The following is a 14,183-nucleotide window of genomic DNA, read 5'->3' as shown; positions in this document are numbered from 1 at the left end:
GCGTTGCGCCATACCGTCCGCCAACAGACTTTCCCCAATCAAGTTGTCCTCAACCAAGCTGTCCTCGATCAAGGTTTGGGCACGCAACCTCAAGCGGGACAGCGTTGCGCTGTATCTCGCATCGCGTGATCCGCGCGTGCCCTGGTATGCCAAGGCCCTTGCCGTCGCCGTCGCGGCCTATGCACTGTCTCCCATCGATCTGATCCCGGATTTCATTCCGGTGATCGGGTATCTCGACGATCTGATCCTGCTGCCGCTCGGCATTTGGCTTGCAATCTCGCTCGTGCCGGACGAGGTGATGACGGAATGCCGTGCCAAGGCGAGCGCCGTCTTGCGGCGTCCGACCAGCCGGGCGGGAATGATCGCGATCGTCGTGCTCTGGATCGCCGGCGCAGCGGCGCTGGCTTGGGCGGCTTTCAGATACTGGCGACAGCCAATCGTCTAGGACCGTGCGGCCTTTGGCACCAGCGCCTCGACCGTCACGCCATCATCGCTGGAATTGATGTTAAGCGTACCGCCGAGCGCGAGGATCCGCTCCTGCATCCCGGTCAAACCGCGGCCAAGCCTGTGATCCCTCAGCAGGCCGCGGCCGTTGTCACGAACCCGCACCAGCGCACAGTCGCGGCTGCCGCGTAGGCCTGCCTGCCGTTCCGCCGGTTCGATCGTGATATCGACCGCCGTTGCGCCGGCATGGCGGAACACGTTGGTGAGCGCTTCCTGGACGATGCGATAGATCGTGAGGTCGGCCATCTCGCCGGTATCGCCGAGCGCCGGCGAGATGCGGCTCTCGATCTCCACCTCCGGGTGGGTTTCGCTCCATAGCCGAACCAGCGCGCCGAGCGCTTCCGCAAGCCCGAGCTCGGCCAGTCCGACCGGCCGCAAGCGCTCCAGAATCCGGCGCGTGAACTGCTGGAGCGCGTTGACCTGCTCGAGGATGGCGTTGCCGTGCTTGCGCAATGCCGCAGGGTCCGGCCGTTCGACTTCCGACAGCCGGGTCAGCGCGCCGGCATGCGCGCGCAGCGCAAACAGATAGGGCCCGAACTCATCGTGCAATTCGCGCGCGATCTCCTTGCGCTCGGAATCCTGCACCGAGACCGCACGCTCGGCGAGCTGCCGCTTGCCCTCCACGGCGTCGCCAAGGGTCGCCGCCAAATGGTTCAGTTTGGCACAGATCGCGGCCAATTCCGGCGATCCGCCAGGCTCGACGCGTGCATCGTAGTCCCCGGCCTCGATGCCGGTCATGGCCTGCGACAGTGCCTCCAGCGGCGCCAGCGCGCGGCCGACCACCAGCATGGTGACCAGAAGCAGCGCGACCGCGATCGCGGAGCCGACCTCCAGCTGGGTGACGATGCCGTCCCAGATCTCGGCGATTTCGTCGTCGGGATGCGAGGTGATGACCAACGATTGCGGCTTGCCATGCACCGAGATCGGCACCCGCACCGAGGTCTGCTCGGGATGGACCAGCGCGACGAACCACTGCGGCGGAGCGCGCGGATCGCCGGCGCCCTCGGGGCGGTCAGGAGATTTTGCGGCCGCGCCATCCTGCCGCGTGATGCTGACATGACGCAGCCGGCTCAGGTCCTGGACGATCTGGTCGAGCCGCGCATCGGGGTCCGGCGCTTCGTCGAGACCCGCCACGATCGTCGCAACGAATTCGCGCGCCAGGCGGATCACGCTCTGGTCCTCGGCCTGGACACGCGGTCCCGCTTCCAGCACGAGCCGCGCAATATTGATGCCGAGGCCAAGCGCCAGGATCAGCGCCAGCAGCAGGTTGATCCGCGCGCGCAAGGATAGCTTTTGCCACATGACGTTGCCCCCGACCGCGATCCCTCCTCCGAGAGGATCGTTGACAGCCAAATTTGCCCGGCTATCTAATCGCACCCTATCGCAATCCCGCACGAGGTGCACAACCGGTCGGAACCGACCTGTCCTTCGCGCAAAACGATGTGATGACGAGTGAATCGAAGCAGGTCGCCGGAACAACGCCATGCGCATTCTGATCGTTGACGATCATCCCATCGTTGCCTCCGGCTGCCGCACGGTGTTTGCCGACGATCCCGAGATCACGTTGCTGGAAGCGGCCGATGCCGAAAGCGGCGAACGGGCGTTCGTCGCGGAGAAGCCCGATCTCTGCGTGATCGACATCAACCTGCCGACGGTCTCCGGCTTCGAGCTGGCGCGCCGCATCCTGACGCATGATGCAGCTGCGCGCCTCATCATGTTCAGCATGAACGACGACCCGGTGTTCGCCGCCCGCGCCATCGACATCGGCGCCAAGGGTTACGTTTCGAAGACCGGCGATCCCAACGATCTGGTGGAAGCGGTGCGCGAGGTCGGCAATGGCGGCGTCTATCTGCCGCCGGCGATCGCGCGCAACGTGGCGTTCGCGCGGCCGGGCTTTGCGCAAAATCCACTCTCCAAGCTCACTTCGCGCGAGATGGAGATCCTGCGCCTGCTCAGTTCAGGCAAGAGCCTGTCGGAGATCGCCTGGCTGGTGCATTCGTCATACAAGACGGTCGCAAACACGTCATCGATCATGCGCCAGAAGCTTGGCGTGCGCACTTCGGCAGAGCTGGTGCGGCTGGCGATCGAGAGCGGCGTCGCCTGACGCGCTCCAACCAAGAGGAATACGACAATGCAGACGGTTTCCCAGAACAAGTCGCATGGCGGCACGCAAGGCGTCTATCGGCATCCAAGCCGCGAGACCAAGACCGACATGACCTTCTCGGTGTTCGTCCCTGAGCATGCGGCCGGCACCAAGCTGCCCGTCGTCACCTACCTGTCGGGCCTGACCTGCACCCACGCCAACGTCACCGAGAAGGGCGAATTCCGCCAGGCATGCGCCGAGCTCGGCCTGATCTTCGTCGCACCCGACACCAGTCCGCGCGGCGAAGGCGTCCCCGGCGATCCCGCCAATTCATACGATTTCGGACTAGGCGCGGGCTTCTATGTCGATGCGACGGAGCCGCCGTTCGCGACCAATTACCGGATGTGGAGCTACGTCACCGAGGAATTGCCCAAGCTGATCGCCGAGCAGTTCCCGGTCGACACGACGCGGCAGTCAATCCTCGGTCATTCCATGGGCGGCCATGGTGCGCTGACGGTGGCGCTGCGCCATCCCGATCGTTATCGCGCGGCAAGCGCGTTTGCGCCGATCGTGGCGCCGTCGCAGGTGCCATGGGGCAACAAGGCGCTCGGCGGCTATCTCGGCAGCAACAAGCAGGCGTGGCGCAAGCACGACGCGGTGGCGCTGATCGAGGACGGCGCCCGCGTCTCCGATCTGCTGGTCGATTACGGCGATGCCGACGGATTTCTCACCGAGCAGCTGCGGCCCGAACTCCTGAAAGCGGCATGCGAGAAGGCCAACATCCCCCTCACCTTGCGGCGACAGCCGGGCTATGACCACAGCTACTACTTCATCTCGACCTTCATGGCCGATCATCTGCGCTGGCACGCCGCACGGCTGAAGGCTTGATCCTCGCTTCGCCCCGAGAAGGCCGGCCTGCGAATGTATCCCCGTCATCCTGAGGAGCCGCGCAGCGGCGTCTCGAAGGATGAACGGCCTGGCTGGTGGCCGTCGACCCTTCGAGACGCGCGCAAGAGCGCGCTCCTCAGGGATGGGCTGGCATCGTCGCATCAGCGCTAATGCGAACAAAACGAAGGACCGAACTACCGCGCCTGCGGCACGCCGTAGTTCGGCGCGAGCAGGCGGTTGCGCACGAGGTAGTCGGTGGCGCGCGACCAGGATTCGTCGGTATTGCCGCGCATGTCTGCGCTCGCCGCTGCCAGCAATTGCCCGCTATGCACGTCGCGCAGATAGAGATTGATGTTGAGGATGAGGTTGGAGACCTTCTGCACCACGCCCGTCATCACGAGATCAGCGCCCAGTTCGCCGGCCAGCTTCACATCGCAGCCGCCGCAGGCTTGAAGATTGCTGCCATGCGCGGCAGCATTGACGGGGGCGATGTCGAGCACGCGGAACTTGCCGGAGTCCGCGAGCTCCTTGCGCACCTGGTCGCCGGCCCGGAGCAGCCGCGCCTGCTCATCAGCGCGCGGCCCGCTCACTTCGCCCTGCAGGCTGGTGTCGATCATCTCGAGGTCGAACACCGCGAGCTTGGGCGGTTCGGCACGTGCCGCCGCAGACATCACCAGCAAAGATATGACGAAGCCAAGCGCCGATCTCATGATTGTGAACCGATCGTAATTTGTAACGTCGCAACGACAAAAAGCGGGGTTGCAAGCTAGGCCAATTCCGGCATCTTGCAAGTCAACAGCATGGAAGCCGGATTTCCGAAGGCCATGCCGAGTGAAAAAAGACTGCGGGAGGAGTTATGTTGCGATGGCTGATTGGCACGATCGCGCTCAGCATGGTGGCGACCGGCGCGCTGGCGGCTGATCCCGTCGAGGTTCATATCGGCTATCTCGGCCATGCCGGCGTCAAATCGACGCTCTCGCTGATCGAACAACCTGCCGACAATGACGGCATCGCCGGCGCGCGCCTTGCGATCGAGGACAACAATACAACCGGGAAATTCCTCAATCAGCGCTTCGTGCTCGACGAGGTCAAGGTCAAGGACAGCGACGATGTCACCAAGATCGCGACCGATCTTGCCGGTCGCAACGACTATATCATCACCGACCTGCCGGCCGATGCCCTGCTCAAGGTTGCCGACGCGCTGCGCGACCGCGGCACCGTGCTGCTGAACGCCGGCGCGATCGACGATCGGCTGCGCGAGCAGGACTGCCGCGCCAACGTCATCCATATCGCGCCGACCCGCTCGATGCTGGCGGACGCGCTTGGCCAATATCTGGTGTGGAAGCAGTGGAAGCGCTGGCTGCTGGTGGTCGGCTCGCATGATCAGGACAAGCTTTACGCCGACGCGCTGCGCCGCGCCGCCGCCCGCTTCGGCGCCAAGATCGTTCAGGAACGGACCTTCGAGGACACCGGCGGCGCGCGCCGCACCGACAGCGGCGTGACCTTGATCCAGCGCCAGATGCCGGTGTTCACGCAGCAGGCGCCAGCTTACGACGTGCTGGTCGCAGCCGACGAGAGCGAGGTGTTCGCGAACTATCTGCCGTACCGCACCTGGGACCCGCGCCCGGTGGCCGGCTCCGCGGGCCTCGTGCCGACCAGCTGGGACGCGGCGCATGACCAGTGGGGCGCCGTCCAGATCCAGAACCGCTTCGTCAAGCTGAACATGCGCCGCATGACGGCGCTCGACATGCAGGCCTGGACCGCCGCGCGCATGATCGGCGAAGCCACATCGCGCACCAATTCGGGGGACCCCAAGAAGGTCATCGCCTTCCTCAAGGGCAAGGATTTCTCGATTGCCGCTTTCAAGGGCACGCGATTGACCCTGCGAGACTGGAATCTGCAGCTCCGCCAACCGATCCTGCTGGCCGATGGTCGTATGGTCGTTTCGGTCTCGCCGCAGGAAGGTTTCCTGCATCAGGTCTCCGAACTCGACACGCTCGGAGTTGACCGGCCTGAAACGAAGTGCAAGCTGCAGTGAGGGAGATGAAACGCATGTGGCGCCGCTGTCTGTTGACCGGGATGCTCGTTTGGCTTGCCGCGACACCGGCGTCCGCCTTCGTTGCCTACGTCTCCAACGAGAAAGGCAACACCGTCACGGTGATCGACACCACCAGCTGGACCGTGACCAAAACCATCAAGGTCGGCCAGCGGCCGCGCGGCATCGAGTTCTCGCGCGACGGCAAATTCGTGATGGTCGCGGTCGGCGACGACGACACGATCCAGGTGATCGATACCAAGACGCAGGAGATCGTCGACACCCTGCCCTCCGGTCCCGACCCTGAATTGTTCACCCAGGATGCCGCAGGCAAGACCATGTATGTCGCCAACGAGAACGACAACACGGTGACCGTGATCGATCTCGAAAAGCGCGCCCGGATCGGCGACATCCAGGTCGGCGTCGAGCCCGAGGGGATGACGATCAGCCCGGACGGCAAGATCCTGATCAACACGTCCGAGACCACCAACATGGCGCATTTCATCGACACGTCGACGCGCCAGATCGTCGCCAATGTGCTGGTCGATTCGCGGCCGCGCTTTGCCCAGTTCAAGCGCGACGGCTCCGAATTGTGGGTCTCCTCCGAGATCGGCGGCACGGTGTCGATCATCGATCCGGCCAAGCGCGAGGTGACCGGCAAGATCACCTTCGAAATTCCGGGCCTGCGCAACGAAGCGATCCAGCCGGTCGGCATCGGCATGACCAAGGACGGCAAGACCGCATTCGTTGCACTCGGCCCCGCCAACCGCGTTGCGGTGGTCGACGGGGTGACCCACAAGGTCCTCAAATATCTGCTGGTCGGCCAGCGGGTCTGGCACATGGATTTCACCCCGGACGAAAAATATCTGCTGGTCACCAACGGCGTCTCGAACGACGTCTCGGTGATCGACGTTGCATCCCAGAAGGTGATCAAGACCATTCAGGTCGGCGAACTGCCCTGGGGGATCACGATCGCGCAGCCATGACCGCAACCGACGCCCATATCGCGAGCCAGCCCTCGCCGGATGCAGGCCCTGCAAGGGCCGCGGCCGTGCAGCCGGCCCTGTCGATCGGCAATGTCAGCCACAGCTACGGTCCGCGCCGCGCCCTGATCGATGTCAGTTTCACGGTTCAGCCTGCGAGCTTCACCGCGCTGCTGGGCCTCAATGGCGCCGGCAAGAGCACGCTGTTTTCGCTGGTGACGCGGCTGTTCGGCATCCAGAACGGCCAGATCAAGATCTTCGGCCACGACATCAGCTGGACGCCGGGTGAAGCGCTGCGGCTGATGGGCGTCGTGTTCCAGCCGCGAACGCTCGATCTCGATCTCTCGCTGACGCAGAACCTGCTGTATCACGCGGCGCTGCACGGCATCTCGCGGCGCGAGGCGCGGCTGCGCAGCGCCGAGGTGCTCGGCCGGATCGGGCTTGCCGACCGCGCCGCCAGCAAGGTGCGCGATCTCTCGGGCGGCCAGATGCGAAGGCTTGAGATCGCGCGTGCGCTGCTGCACCGGCCCCGGCTGCTGCTGCTCGACGAGGCCACGGTCGGGCTCGACGTCAAGGCGCGCGCCGACATTCTCGACCATGTCCGGCAGCTCGTCACCGAACAGGGCATCGGCGTGCTCTGGGCGACGCATCTGTTCGACGAGATCATGCCAAACGACGACCTCGTCGTGCTGCATCAGGGCCGAATGCTGGCGCACGGCCCGGTGTCGCGCGTGATCGCGGACGCAGGCGCCCAGGACGTCAACAGCGCGTTCATGCGACTGACCGGAACGGCAACACTCGCGGGGAGACCGCCGTCATGACCAGCACGACGGTTACGCCTGAGCGAAGCGGCTTCTCGCTGTCGGAATACATCGTCTGCCTGAACGGCATCGTGTGGCGCGAAGCGCTGCGTTTCCTGCATCAGCGCGAGCGCTTCGTGTCGGCGCTGGTCAGGCCGCTGGTCTGGCTGTTCATCTTCGCGGCCGGCTTCCGGCAGGTGCTCGGCATCTCGATCATCCCGCCCTACGAGACCTACATCCTCTACGAGGTCTATATCGCGCCCGGGCTGATGGCGATGATCCAGCTGTTCAACGGCATGCAATCCTCGCTGTCGATGGTCTACGACCGCGAGATGGGCAACATGCGCACGCTGCTGGTCAGCCCGCTGCCGCGCGGCTATCTCCTGTTCTGCAAGCTGCTGGCCGGCACGGCGGTGTCGCTGCTGCAGGTCTATGCCTTCCTTGTCATCGCGTGGTTCTGGGACATCGCGCCGCCGACGATCGGATACCTCACCGTGCTTCCGGCGCTGGTGTTGTCAGGCCTGATGCTCGGCGCACTGGGCATGCTGATCTCGGCCAGCATCAAGCAGCTGGAAAATTTCGCCGGCGTGATGAACTTTGTGATCTTCCCGATGTTCTTCGCATCGTCGGCCCTCTACCCGCTGTGGCGCGTTCAGGAAGGCAGCCCGATGCTGTATTATATCTGCCAGTGCAATCCGTTCACGCATGCGGTGGAGCTGATTCGGTTTGCGCTGTACGGCAAGATGAACTGGGTTTCGCTCGCGGTGGTCGGCGGCTGCACGGTCGTCTTCATGATCGGCGCGATCCTGGCTTACGATCCATCGCGCGGCCTGGTGCGCCGCGGACCCGGCGGAGGCGAGGCATGACAGGCTGGCGAACAGGACTGGGCGCGCTGCTTGCGATGGTTCTGTCGAACCAGGCCGCATCGGCTGCCGATCCGCGCTATCCGGACTGGCCCTGCCAACAGGCCAAGGTGCCCGAGATCTCGCTCGCCGCGGTCTGGGCCGGGCCGCCGCTCGGCGATGCCGAGACCAAGTGGAAAGACGACCCGAAAGTCAGCGCGCTCGCGATCAAGCTCGCGGCGCGCCGCGTTCCGCTCGAAGAGGCGCAGAAAGAAATCACCGAATTCCTGTCAGCTGCCGCGGCCGACAAGGCCAATGCGGGAAAGCTGCTGTTCGCGGGCCTGTTCGATACGCTCAACGGACAGCGCGCCTCGGTCATGAACGGGCTCGAGCGCGTGATGCGCAAGCAGCGCGAGGCTGCGGAGAAGATCCGCGACGACACGCTCAAGCTGCAGGCGCTGCAGGACGCGACACCGCCGGACCAGGCCAAGGTCGACGATCTCGGCAATCAGCTGGTCTGGGAGACCCGCATCTTCGAGGACCGCGGGCGGGTGGTGAAATTCGTTTGCGAGGTGCCGACCGCCATCGATCAGCGCCTGTTCGCGCTCGGCCGCACCATCCAGCAGGAGCTCGATTGAGGCCTGCGACCGATCGCCCCGGGATCGTTAACGTGCCGCTTTGACGATCTCTTGGGTAACAATCTTTTGGGCCACGCCGATCCGGAACAAACTGCGCAGCCCGCTCGTTGTCTCCAACTATATCTGAAGTTGGGAGACCTCCATGAAAGCAGCCAAGATCGTCATGACCAGCCTTGCCGCCGCGAGCCTGGTCACCTCAGCGGCTTTGGCCCAGCAATCCATGTCGGGAATGGTCACCAAGATTGACCGACTGAGTGGAACCATCTCGATCCAGCAGACGCAAAGCGGCACGGTGGGCGCGTCCGGCGGCGCGATCCAGGAATACAAGGTGCCGAAGGGACAGTCGCTGGAGGCCTTCCACGCCGGTGACAAGGTCACGTTCACCACAACGGACAGCGACGGCGGCAAGACCATCAACAAGCTCGACAAGCAGAAGTAACGGCCCGCGTGGCGCGCGAGGCCGGACTTACTGCTCTACCTCGCGCGGCTCGGGCTCGGCATCCGCCAGCGGCAATTTGGCACGCTCCCAGCCGTCGGTTCCCTCCGGATACCACGCCACGTTGCGGTAGCCGTAGGACAGCACGCGCTTGGCGGCGTTCCATGACATCCAGCAATTCTCCTGGCAGTAGATCACGAGCAATTTGGTCGCCTTGCCGCCTGAGACGCGGACGAGCCCGCGTCGCAGATAATCCTCCGTGGGCGCAGCGAGCTTGCCGTAGCCGGTGTCGGGCAGCCAGATGCTGCCGGGAATGTTGAGGTGCGGCCGTTCGCGCCACACCGTGCCGGCGGGCAGATTTGGCTTCGGTGCGCGCGGCAGCACGTCGACGAAGGCAGCGGACTTGTCGCGCCAGATCACTTCCGCTTCCGCGGTGGTGAGCACCCGTGCGCCGGCAAGCGTCACCGGCACCGGCGCGCGGTAGTCCTCGGTGCGATAGCCCTCCGGCTCTGCGGGTGGGTCTTGCGCGCGGACAGGCGAAGCGGCGACGAACATCACCGCAAGCATGGCCGCGAGCCTGATCATGGTGATTTGGTCGCGGTCTCCGGCCCGATTGGACGGTCGTCCTCGTCGAGCAGCGGGACGCCGTAGTCAAGCAGGATCTTGTTGATCTCGGGCTGGTTCTCCTGGATCAGGCGATTGAGCTGGCGCTTCCAGTTCTGGTCGGATGCCCGCACGCCCATGCCGATGCGATAGATCAGCTTCGGTCCGGTGGTCTCCTTGACCAGCGGCGTGATGTGCAGCGGCGGATTGGCCTTCTTGGCGTAAAAACCCGCCATCGGTCCCCACAGGATGCCGGCGTCGATCTCACCCTTGGCGAGATCGGTCATCATCGCCTCGGCGGATGAGTCGTAGCGCGTATCGATCATCAGCGGATAAGGCTTCGCATTGGTCATCAGGCCGTTGATGGCCATGTTGGTCGCGGGCGGCGTTCCCGCCACGATGCCGATATGCTTGCCCTTCAGCCGCTCGTCCTCGAGCGTCGTTACCTCATCGAGCCCACTGCCCGGCTTGGCGACGATCGCATAGGCTGTGCGGTAATAGGGATTGGTGCCCTGCGCGAGGTCATCGCCTTGCGGAAAGCCCATGATCACGTCGCAGCGATGCGCGCCGAGCGTCATCCGCACGAACCCGGTCGCCTGCGGAAAGAACATGTAGTCGAGCTTCTTTTGCAGCTTCCCGGCCAGCAGTTCGCCGATCTTGTTCTCAAACCCCTCGCCCTTGTCGTTCGAGAACGGCAGGTTGCGGGGATCGGCACAGATGCGCAGCACGCGGGCATCGATGAGCTCGATGGAAAGTTCGCCCTGATCGTTGACCTGCGCGCGCGCAGTGTCGCGGCCGGCCAGACAGGCGATGAAGCCGACAAGCGCGAGCAGAACAGGACGGCATCCGACAATTCTCATTACGCGGTCTCCTCTTGATCGGATCGATCGCCGCCATCCAGCAATTGCCCGGCGCACCATGACGTGCAACAGGAATAATGATCGCGACCACGCCGCGTTGCTTGCTGCAACGCAAACTGGAACGCGACGACATCGATCGCGCGTCCCGGAGTAACTGAGGCGGAAACATGGCTCATGGCGGTTCGGTGCTTGCGCTGCTCCTGATGCTTTGGGCACCGACCATAGCGCGGGCGCAAGAGGTGGAATTGCCTGTAAGCGAAGTCGCTCCCGGAATATTCGTTCACACCGGGGTCACCGCATTGATGACGCGCGAGAACGAAGGCGCCATCGCCAATGTGGGCTTCGTGATCGGCGACAGCGCCGTCGCCGTCATCGACACCGGCGGCAGCGTCCGCGAAGGACGACAGCTGCTCGCCGCGGTCCGCAGCCGTACCGACAAGCCGATCCGCTACGTGATCAACACCCACGCGCATCCGGATCACAGCTTCGGCAATGCGGCTTTCGTCGGCGTCGGGACCAGCTTCGTCGGCCACAAGTCCCTGCCACGCGCGCTGGCCGCGCGCGGGCAATTCTACCTCGACGGGTTTCGCCGGAGCATTGGCGATGAGCTGATCGACGAGGTGAAGATCATCCCCCCGACCGTGCTGGTCGCGGACACGCTGAAGCTCGACCTCGGCGGACGGGCCCTCACCCTGAAAGCGTGGCCGCCCGCCCACAGCGACAACGATCTCACGGTCCTCGACGAGCAAACCAGAACCCTATTCGCCGGCGATATGGTGTTTCTCATCCATATTCCTGTGGTCGACGGCAGCCTCAAGGGCTGGCTGCGTGCGCTCGACGAGCTCGCGGCGATCTCCGCCGAGCGTGTGGTTCCGGGTCACGGACCCGTGAGCGCGTGGCCGGCAGCGCTTGCCGACGAGCGCCATTATCTTGGGGTGCTGGCCGTGGACGTGCGCGCACTGGTCGCAAGCGGCAAGCCGATTACGGCCGCAGCCGAGCACGCCGCAGCCGCCGAGCGGCCGCGCTGGCAATTGTTCGACGATTACAACGCCCGCAACGCAACTGCAGCATTCTCGGAAATTGAATGGGAATAGCTGTTCGTCCTATAGTGAGGCGGCTGCATAGGATTTCGCGACAATGACCGGACATCGCGCCCGCCTGCTTTGCATCGCAAGCCTGCTCACGATCGCGCTCGGCACGCCGGCCGCGCCCGCGGCGGAGGCCTATGATCCCTGGCCGGGTCTCGTCCAGGACATCTTCAGCAACCGTCCGATGAATGACGGCAATGATGTCATCGGCATCGAAATGCCGACGCGCGCGGAAGACGCGGCGATCGTGCCGGTGACGCTCCGCACCAAGCTGCAGCCGAGCGACAGCCGCCGCGTCGTCGCGATCACGCTTGTGATCGACGAGAATCCGGCGCCGATGGCCGCGAAGTTCACGCTGGGACCGACTGCCAACGTCACCGAGATATCGACCCGCGTCCGCGTCAACAACTACACCAATGTGCACGCCGTCGCGGAGCTCAGCGACGGCAAGCTCTATGTCAGCAAGGTCTATGTCAAAGCCTCAGGCGGCTGCTCGGCGCCGGCCGGCAAGAACGTCGAGGAAGCCAAGAACCGCATCGGCCAGATGCGCTACCGGCAATTCACCAAGTCCGAACAGGGACCTGCGACCAGCACGCGGGAAGCCCAGATCATGATCGGGCATCCCAATAATTCAGGCCTGCAGATGGACCAGGTCACGCAGCTCTATATCCCGGCCTTCTTCGTCAACGAGCTGCACATCTGGCAGGACGACAGTCCGGTGCTGGCGATGGAGGGCGGAATCTCGATTTCCGAGGATCCCAATATCCGCTTCACCTACGTCTCGAATGGCGCCAAGCGCTTCCGTGCCGAAGCCAAGGACACCGAAGGGCACATCTTCGAGCACGAATGGAAGGTCGAAAATCCCGGCACCTGACGCGCCGGCGATTCTTGCGATCAACGCAAGAGCCCCGTTCCGATTGAATCGGAGCGGGGCTCTAGATTTTTGTTTTGAAGCGTTTTCTTCACGCGAACCGGGGTCCACTTCGCTCGAAAACGCTCTAGAAGCACCTGACCTCGGCTTCGGCCTGGGCGCGCCTGAGGTCATTGAGCGCGTTCGCGGCCTGCTCGGACGAGCGGAACTGGCCGCCCAGATTGCCGCGCACCTGCGCCATGCTCAGCACAGTCTCGGCGGTGACGTAGCGATCGTAGGGGATGATCGAGGCGACGACGTCGATCGAGCAGGAACATTGCTCGATTGACTGCCGGGATTCGCCATTGGCCTTCATGCAGCCGAACACATATTCCGCCCGCGCCGAGGTCGGATAGTCGTTGATCTCCTGGGCCCGCACGCTGACGGCCGTCCCGGCGAGCACCAGGATGGCGACAATCGGTCGTAGCATGCCAGCTCCTGCCATGGTCCTGCTTCCTCTTCTCTTTCCGCAAGCTATGCTATGGATGTTGATCAGAAAAGAAAACATTCGGGGAAGTGGCTCAAGAAACGATGATCATCTCTGTACGCACGGTGTTGGCTGCGGCAGTTCTGGCGGTCATGCAGTTCGGCACCTCGTGCTACGCGCAAACCATCCGCGTTGCAGCGCAGAAGACCGGAACGCTGGCCTGGGAACTGGCCGTCATTCGCTCCCATGGTCTCGACAAGAAGGCCAATCTGTCGATCGACGTAATCGAGCTGGCCAGCCCCGAGGCCGGCAAGATCGCGCTGCGCGCCGGCACGGCCGACGTGATGGTATCGGACTGGCCCTGGGTGTCGCGCGAGCGGTCGCTTGGCGCCAAGCTGCAATTCTATCCCTATTCGAGCGCGCTGGGTGCCGTGATGGTCCCGGCCTCCTCGCCGGTCAAGACGCTCGCGGACCTCAAGGGGCGCAAGCTTGCCATCGCCGGCGGCGCGATCGACAAGAACTGGCTGTTGCTGCAGGCCGCATCGAAGAAGGACGGCGTCGACCTGAAGTCGCAGGCGACCATCGTCTATGGCGCACCGCCGCTGCTGGCCGCCAAGACGCTCGGCGGCGAGATGGACGCGACGCTTAATTACTGGAATTTCTGCGCCGCGCTCGAAGCCAAGGGCTTTCGCCGGCTCGCCGGGATGGAAGAGATCCTGCAAAAGCTCGGCAGCAAGGGCCGCATCGCCATGATCGGCTACGTGTTCGACGAAGCCTGGGCCAACGCCAACAAGGATCTGGTGGCCCGCTTCATCGCCGTGACGCGCGCCGCGAAAGAGATTCTGGCGACCTCGGATGCCGAATGGGACGCGATCGCGCCGCTCACCGGTGCGCAGGATGCCGCAACCCTGCATGCCTATCGTGAGCGCTACCGCGAAGGCATCCCGCGCCGTCCGATCGCCGAAGAGGAGGCGGATGCGCGCGTGCTCTACCGCGTGCTGGCGCAGCTCGGCGGCCGCGATCTGGTCGGCACGGCAACCGAGCTCGATCCCGGCACCTTCTACCAAGCGATCCCGGGAGACTAGC

17 protein-coding genes are annotated in these 14,183 nt (G+C 64.2%); 12 read left to right on the top strand and 5 right to left on the bottom strand.

Annotation, left to right across the window (positions count from 1 at the left end):
- Nucleotides 1-43 precede the first annotated feature (43 nt).
- A complete protein-coding gene (locus tag AC1VNY_RS09330) occupies nucleotides 44-445 on the top strand; it encodes a YkvA family protein (RefSeq protein ID WP_482404930.1) in 402 nt (133 codons plus the stop codon).
- Here the strand turns inward: AC1VNY_RS09330 and AC1VNY_RS09325 are convergent.
- The gene (locus AC1VNY_RS09325) at nucleotides 442-1,806 is read right to left on the bottom strand and encodes a histidine kinase (RefSeq protein ID WP_482404929.1); all 1,365 of its coding nucleotides are present in this window, start codon (nucleotides 1,804-1,806) and stop codon (nucleotides 442-444) included. The two genes, AC1VNY_RS09330 and AC1VNY_RS09325, sit on opposite strands and share 4 nt — an antisense overlap.
- A 181-nt stretch (nucleotides 1,807-1,987) precedes the next feature.
- Here AC1VNY_RS09325 and AC1VNY_RS09320 point away from each other — a divergent pair, with 181 nt between their 5' ends.
- Entirely contained in the window at nucleotides 1,988-2,608 is a 621-nt protein-coding gene (locus tag AC1VNY_RS09320) for a response regulator (protein ID WP_482404928.1), read from the top strand.
- Nucleotides 2,609-2,635: 27 nt separating this feature from the next.
- Nucleotides 2,636-3,475 (top strand): S-formylglutathione hydrolase, encoded by an 840-nt coding sequence (gene fghA, locus AC1VNY_RS09315; RefSeq protein ID WP_482404927.1) that lies wholly within the window; start codon nucleotides 2,636-2,638, stop codon nucleotides 3,473-3,475.
- A 194-nt stretch (nucleotides 3,476-3,669) separates the two neighbouring features.
- On the opposite strand, the gene AC1VNY_RS09310 is transcribed toward fghA, so the two are convergent.
- A complete protein-coding gene (locus tag AC1VNY_RS09310) occupies nucleotides 3,670-4,185 on the bottom strand; it encodes a DUF3280 domain-containing protein (protein WP_482404926.1) in 516 nt (171 codons plus the stop codon).
- 146 nt (nucleotides 4,186-4,331) lie between these two features.
- On the opposite strand from AC1VNY_RS09310, the gene AC1VNY_RS09305 reads away from it, so the two are divergent.
- The 6 genes from AC1VNY_RS09305 (at nucleotide 4,332) to AC1VNY_RS09280 (ending at nucleotide 9,212) form a co-directional block, all read left to right on the top strand.
- Complete coding sequence (locus AC1VNY_RS09305) at nucleotides 4,332-5,513, top strand: ABC transporter substrate-binding protein (RefSeq protein ID WP_482404925.1); 1,182 nt, start codon at nucleotides 4,332-4,334, stop codon at nucleotides 5,511-5,513.
- Nucleotides 5,514-5,518: 5 nt separating this feature from the next.
- Nucleotides 5,519-6,496, top strand: coding sequence for a YVTN family beta-propeller repeat protein (locus tag AC1VNY_RS09300; RefSeq protein ID WP_482404924.1), 978 nt, complete (start codon nucleotides 5,519-5,521; stop codon nucleotides 6,494-6,496).
- Nucleotides 6,493-7,314, top strand: a complete 822-nt coding sequence (locus AC1VNY_RS09295; RefSeq protein ID WP_482404923.1) for an ABC transporter ATP-binding protein — start codon at nucleotides 6,493-6,495, stop codon at nucleotides 7,312-7,314. The genes AC1VNY_RS09300 and AC1VNY_RS09295 overlap by 4 nt, the downstream gene beginning before the upstream one ends.
- The gene (locus AC1VNY_RS09290; RefSeq protein WP_028336929.1) at nucleotides 7,311-8,159 is read left to right on the top strand and encodes an ABC transporter permease; all 849 of its coding nucleotides are present in this window, start codon (nucleotides 7,311-7,313) and stop codon (nucleotides 8,157-8,159) included. The genes AC1VNY_RS09295 and AC1VNY_RS09290 overlap by 4 nt, the downstream gene beginning before the upstream one ends.
- Nucleotides 8,156-8,773, top strand: coding sequence for a hypothetical protein (locus AC1VNY_RS09285; protein WP_482404922.1), 618 nt, complete (start codon nucleotides 8,156-8,158; stop codon nucleotides 8,771-8,773). Before AC1VNY_RS09290 ends, AC1VNY_RS09285 begins: the two co-directional genes overlap by 4 nt.
- A 142-nt stretch (nucleotides 8,774-8,915) precedes the next feature.
- The gene (locus AC1VNY_RS09280; protein WP_038383451.1) at nucleotides 8,916-9,212 is read left to right on the top strand and encodes a copper-binding protein; all 297 of its coding nucleotides are present in this window, start codon (nucleotides 8,916-8,918) and stop codon (nucleotides 9,210-9,212) included.
- Between the two features lie 27 nt (nucleotides 9,213-9,239).
- Here AC1VNY_RS09280 and AC1VNY_RS09275 read toward each other — a convergent pair whose 3' ends face one another.
- Both AC1VNY_RS09275 and AC1VNY_RS09270 read right to left on the bottom strand, forming a co-directional pair.
- A complete protein-coding gene (locus tag AC1VNY_RS09275; RefSeq protein WP_482404921.1) occupies nucleotides 9,240-9,794 on the bottom strand; it encodes a PQQ-dependent catabolism-associated CXXCW motif protein in 555 nt (184 codons plus the stop codon).
- On the bottom strand, nucleotides 9,791-10,672 hold the full coding sequence (locus AC1VNY_RS09270; RefSeq protein ID WP_482404920.1) for a substrate-binding domain-containing protein: 882 nt from the start codon (nucleotides 10,670-10,672) through the stop codon (nucleotides 9,791-9,793). Before AC1VNY_RS09270 ends, AC1VNY_RS09275 begins: the two co-directional genes overlap by 4 nt.
- A 167-nt stretch (nucleotides 10,673-10,839) precedes the next feature.
- On the opposite strand from AC1VNY_RS09270, the gene AC1VNY_RS09265 reads away from it, so the two are divergent.
- Nucleotides 10,840-11,766 carry a quinoprotein relay system zinc metallohydrolase 2 gene (locus AC1VNY_RS09265; RefSeq protein ID WP_482404919.1) on the top strand — a complete coding sequence of 309 codons (927 nt, stop codon included), beginning with the start codon at nucleotides 10,840-10,842 and terminating at the stop codon, nucleotides 11,764-11,766.
- 43 nt (nucleotides 11,767-11,809) lie between these two features.
- Nucleotides 11,810-12,634: a quinoprotein dehydrogenase-associated SoxYZ-like carrier gene (locus AC1VNY_RS09260; protein WP_482404918.1), complete on the top strand. Its 825-nt coding sequence runs from the start codon at nucleotides 11,810-11,812 to the stop codon at nucleotides 12,632-12,634.
- 124 nt (nucleotides 12,635-12,758) lie between these two features.
- Here the strand turns inward: AC1VNY_RS09260 and AC1VNY_RS09255 are convergent, their stop codons facing one another.
- Nucleotides 12,759-13,100, bottom strand: coding sequence for a hypothetical protein (locus AC1VNY_RS09255; RefSeq protein WP_371852187.1), 342 nt, complete (start codon nucleotides 13,098-13,100; stop codon nucleotides 12,759-12,761).
- Nucleotides 13,101-13,249: 149 nt separating this feature from the next.
- On the opposite strand from AC1VNY_RS09255, the gene AC1VNY_RS09250 reads away from it, so the two are divergent.
- Complete coding sequence (locus tag AC1VNY_RS09250) at nucleotides 13,250-14,182, top strand: ABC transporter substrate-binding protein (protein WP_482404977.1); 933 nt, start codon at nucleotides 13,250-13,252, stop codon at nucleotides 14,180-14,182.
- Nucleotide 14,183 lies beyond the last annotated feature (1 nt).

The sequence above is a fragment of the Bradyrhizobium ferriligni genome (genome assembly GCF_056837965.1).
The sequence above is the reverse complement of the archived record's forward strand: the minus strand, read 5'-3'. Positions and strand labels throughout refer to the sequence as shown.